Source organism: Mycobacterium sp. (assembly GCF_050701675.1).
In the GTDB taxonomy this organism is placed as follows: Bacteria; Actinomycetota; Actinomycetes; order Mycobacteriales; family Mycobacteriaceae; genus Mycobacterium.
Map to the genome: position 1 here is coordinate 1 of NZ_JBOGDD010000487.1, position 3,788 is coordinate 3,788.

Here is a 3,788-nt window from a genome sequence, read left to right on the forward strand (position 1 = left end):
CCCAAGACTTCGCCTATGTACAAAGCAACCGCGGCGACATTGGCAATGGTTCCCGGATAGTCCATCCGTGTGGGACCCACCACACCCATGCCGCCGAATACCTTGCCAGAGCTTCCGTACGTCGTGCTCACCACCGACGTCCCGGCCATCTGCTCGGCCGCGGTCTCGTGCCCGATGCGCACGGTCACCTTACCGGCCTCCTGCTGCACGGCCAGCAACCGCAGCACCACCACCTGCTCCTCCAGCGCTTCGAGCACCGAGCGCAAGGAACCGCCGAAGTCAGCGGTGTTGCGGGTCAGGTTGGCCGTTCCGCCGAGGAGCAGACGTTCTTCGGTGTGCTCGACGAGGGTTTCGAGGAGGACGGTCGCAGACCGTCCGACGGCGTCTCCGAGCTGGCCGTGTCCGACCAGCTGCGACGCCAGGTCGGACACCGCGATCGAGGCCGCACTGATCGGCTTGCCGTCCAGTGCCTGGCCCAGCCTCTCCCGCAGTTGCGCGAGCTGGCCGTCGTCGATGGGATCGCCGAGTTCCACGATCCGCTGGTCCACGCGGCCGGAGTCGGTGATCACGACGAGAAGCAGCCGGGCCGACGTCAGCCCGACGACCTCGAGATGGCGCACGGTGGACGTCGAGAGGGTCGGGTACTGCACGATCGCCACCTGCCGGGTGAGCTGAGCGAGGAGCTTCACCGCCCGGCGCAGGACGTCGTCGAGGTCTACGCCCGACTCGAGGAAGGTGAGGATCGCGCGTCGCTCGGCCGACGACATCGGCTTGACGTCGTCGAGCCGGTCGACGAACTCGCGGTAGCCCTTCTCGGTGGGCACACGGCCCGAGCTGGTGTGCGGCTGGGCGATGTAGCCCTCGGCCTCCAGCACGGCCATGTCGTTGCGGACGGTGGCACTCGACACGCCCAGATTGTGGCGTTCGACGAGGTTCTTCGACCCGATCGGCTCCTTGGTGGACACGAAGTCGGCGACGATGGCTCGCAGCACCTCGAAGCGACGATCATCGGCACTACCCACGGTTCACCTCCTAGACCTCATCATTTTACGTTGACCAGCAGCACCGATGCGCCGCGGCGCGACGTGGCGGTCTACGGATAATCTCCTTGCATGCCCACGCCGGATCTTCAAGGCAATCCGTCAGCGACGGTCCAGCGATGATCTTCAAGGGCGTGCGCGACGGTAAACCGTATCCGGATCACGGTCTGTCCTATCGGCAGTGGGCTCAGATTCCGCCCCGCCAGATCCGGCTGGACGAGTTGGTCACCACCACGACCGTCCTCGCGCTCGACCGGCTGCTGTCGGAGGATTCGACGTTCTACGGCGATCTGTTTCCGCACGCCGTGCGCTGGGAGGGCGTGATCTACCTCGAGGACGGCGTGCACCAGGCGGTGCGGGCCGCGTTGCGCAACCGCGCGGTGCTGCATGCGCGGGTGTACGACATGGACGTGCCGCTCTCCGAGCAGACCTGAGTCAGAACTAGTCCCCCGCGGTCAGAACGTCCCGTACGACGGCGTCGGCTAGCAGTCGGCCGCGGTCGGTCAGCACCAGCCGGTCGTCAAGACGGTCGACCAACCCGTCCGACACCGCGATCTGCGCACGCGCCGCTTCCGCGCCACCGAGATCGCCGATCGGGAGACCGCTGCGCAGCCGCAGTCGCAGCATGACGTCCTCGGTGTGACGCGCCTCGTCGTCGAGACTCTCGGAGTCAGCAACTGGCAGCCGGCCGTCTGCGAGCGCTTGCGCATAGGCGTTGGGGTGCTTGACATTCCACCAACGCGTCGCATCGACGAAACCGTGCGCGCCCGGCCCGGCCCCCCACCATTCGCCACCGTCCCAGTAGCCAAGGTTGTGCCTGCACTCGCCACCGGGGCGGCTCCAGTTGGACACCTCGTACCAGTCGAAGCCCGCGCCCGACAGTCGTGCGTCGAGCAGCTCGTAGCGGGTCGCGAGCACGTCGTCGTCGGGTGACGGGAACTCGCCGCGGCGCACCCTCCTGGCCAGAGCGGTCCCGTCCTCGACCACGAGCGCGTACGCCGACACGTGGTCGACGCCAGCGCCGATCGCGGCGTCAACGGAACGGGCCAGGTCGTCGTCGGTCTCCCCCGGTGTCCCGTAGATGAGGTCGAGGTTGACGTGGTCGAACCCTGCCGCGCGCGCATCGGCGGCCGCGGCGAGCGCCCGCCCTGGCGAGTGAACGCGGTCCAGCGCCGCGAGGACGTGCGGGGCGGTCGACTGCATGCCGAGTGAGACACGGGTGAATCCCGCGCTGCGCAGCTGCCCGAGCAGCTGGGGCGACGTCGACTCCGGGTTCGCCTCGGTGGTCACCTCGGCGTCGGGCGCCAACGAGAAGTTCGCGCGGACCGCGTCAAGTACGGCGGCCAGCCGCTCGCCTCCGAGCATCGACGGGGTGCCGCCTCCGACGAACACCGTCGACACGTCCGGGAGCGATCGTTGCGCCGACAGCCGGGCCGCCGCCAGGTCGAGCTCGATCCGCAGCGCCTCGAGCCAGCCGTCCGGGTTCGCGCCACCGAGTTCGGCGGGTGTGTACGTGTTGAAGTCGCAGTACCCGCAGCGGGTGGCGCAGAAGGGCACGTGGACGTAGACGCCGAACGGCTTGCCCACGTCTCTCACGTGGGGCATCGGGGCTCTTGCCGGTCGGACGGTCATTCGACAAGTCTTCCAGAGCCGACTTTTGCTCATCACGAGCGCAAGATTCGGCCGGTTGGAGCCGACGCCCCCCGGCGTGGCAGAATGTCAGACGTGACTGCTGCCCTTTCGACCACCCGCGTATCGCTGGTGATCCGGCGGCATGTCGACTTCAAGCGCGTATGCAGCTGTTGCTGTCTGCCTTGACGCCGTAGACCTGTCCACCTGTACTCAGCTGGCCGCCGGATCTGCGCCGCCGGACAGCCACCGGTGACACGCGCGATCCGAACGCCTGCTCCTCCCACGAAGGGGCCGTCGTATGACCCAGGCAGAATCCAAGCCCAAGCCCGTGAAGCGGCCCAAGGGCGACGGCCAGTGGGCGCTCGGCTACCGCGAGCCGTTGAACGCCAACGAGCAGGCCAAGAAGGACGACAACCCGCTCAACGTGCGTGCCCGCATCGAGAACATTTACGCCAAGGGCGGCTTCGAGAGCATCGACAAGGGTGACCTCCGCGGCCGTTTCCGCTGGTGGGGCCTCTACACCCAGCGCAAGCCCGGGTACGACGGCACCTGGACGGGCGACGACAACACCGACATGCTCGAGGACGAGTACTTCATGCTGCGGGTCCGCTGCGACGGCGGCGCACTGAGTACCGCGGCGCTGCGCACCCTTGGCGGAATCTCCACCGAGTTCGCCCGCGACACCGCCGACATCTCCGACCGGCAGAACGTCCAATACCACTGGATCCGGGTCGAGGACATGCCGGAGATCTGGAAGCGGCTGGACGCCGTGGGCCTGCAGACCACCGAGGCATGCGGCGACTGCCCCCGCGTCGTGTTGGGATCGCCGCTGGCCGGCGACTCGGTCGACGAGGTCATCGACGGGACGCCCGCGATCGACGAGATCGTGAAGCGCTACATCGGCAAGCCGGAGTACTCGAACCTTCCCAGAAAGTTCAAGACCGCCATCTCCGGCCTGCAGGACGTGGTGCATGAGATCAACGACGTCGCGTTCATCGGCGTCAACCACCCGGAGCACGGCCCCGGCTTCGACGTGTGGGTCGGCGGCGGGTTGTCGACCAACCCGATGCTCGGCCAGCGCCTCGGCGCATGGGTGCCGCTCGACGAGGTCCCCGA

Annotated in this window: 5 protein-coding genes; 3 read left to right on the forward strand and 2 right to left on the reverse strand. The window is 67.7% G+C overall.

The annotated features are described in order from the left end of the window. On the reverse strand, positions 1-1,022 hold a 1,022-nt coding region (hrcA, locus tag ACRDUX_RS14510; RefSeq protein WP_526414724.1), incomplete at its 3' end, for a heat-inducible transcriptional repressor HrcA. 137 nt (positions 1,023-1,159) lie between these two features. Here hrcA and ACRDUX_RS14515 point away from each other — a divergent pair. Further along, positions 1,160-1,474 carry a type II toxin-antitoxin system VapB family antitoxin gene (locus ACRDUX_RS14515; protein WP_526383826.1) on the forward strand — a complete coding sequence of 105 codons (315 nt, stop codon included), beginning with the start codon at positions 1,160-1,162 and terminating at the stop codon, positions 1,472-1,474. 7 nt (positions 1,475-1,481) lie between these two features. On the opposite strand, the gene hemW is transcribed toward ACRDUX_RS14515, so the two are convergent. After that, on the reverse strand, positions 1,482-2,672 hold the full coding sequence (gene hemW, locus ACRDUX_RS14520; protein ID WP_526414725.1) for a radical SAM family heme chaperone HemW: 1,191 nt from the start codon (positions 2,670-2,672) through the stop codon (positions 1,482-1,484). An 84-nt stretch (positions 2,673-2,756) separates the two neighbouring features. Between hemW and ACRDUX_RS14525 the strand changes: the two genes are divergently transcribed. Both ACRDUX_RS14525 and ACRDUX_RS14530 read left to right on the forward strand, forming a co-directional pair. Continuing rightward, positions 2,757-2,858: an Ms4527A family Cys-rich leader peptide gene (locus ACRDUX_RS14525; protein ID WP_526414726.1), complete on the forward strand. Its 102-nt coding sequence runs from the start codon at positions 2,757-2,759 to the stop codon at positions 2,856-2,858. A 112-nt stretch (positions 2,859-2,970) separates the two neighbouring features. Next, on the forward strand, positions 2,971-3,788 hold an 818-nt coding region (locus ACRDUX_RS14530), incomplete at its 3' end, for a ferredoxin-like domain-containing protein (RefSeq protein ID WP_526414727.1).

Excerpts from the sequence above, each read along its gene's own strand:
- ACRDUX_RS14515 (WP_526383826.1), top strand. The coding sequence starts at position 1,160 with ATGATCTTCAAGGGCGTGCGCGACGGTAAACCGTATCCGGATCACGGT.
- ACRDUX_RS14525 (WP_526414726.1), top strand. The coding sequence starts at position 2,757 with ATGTCAGACGTGACTGCTGCCCTTTCGACCACCCGCGTATCGCTGGTG.
- hemW (WP_526414725.1), bottom strand. The coding sequence starts at position 2,672 with ATGACCGTCCGACCGGCAAGAGCCCCGATGCCCCACGTGAGAGACGTG.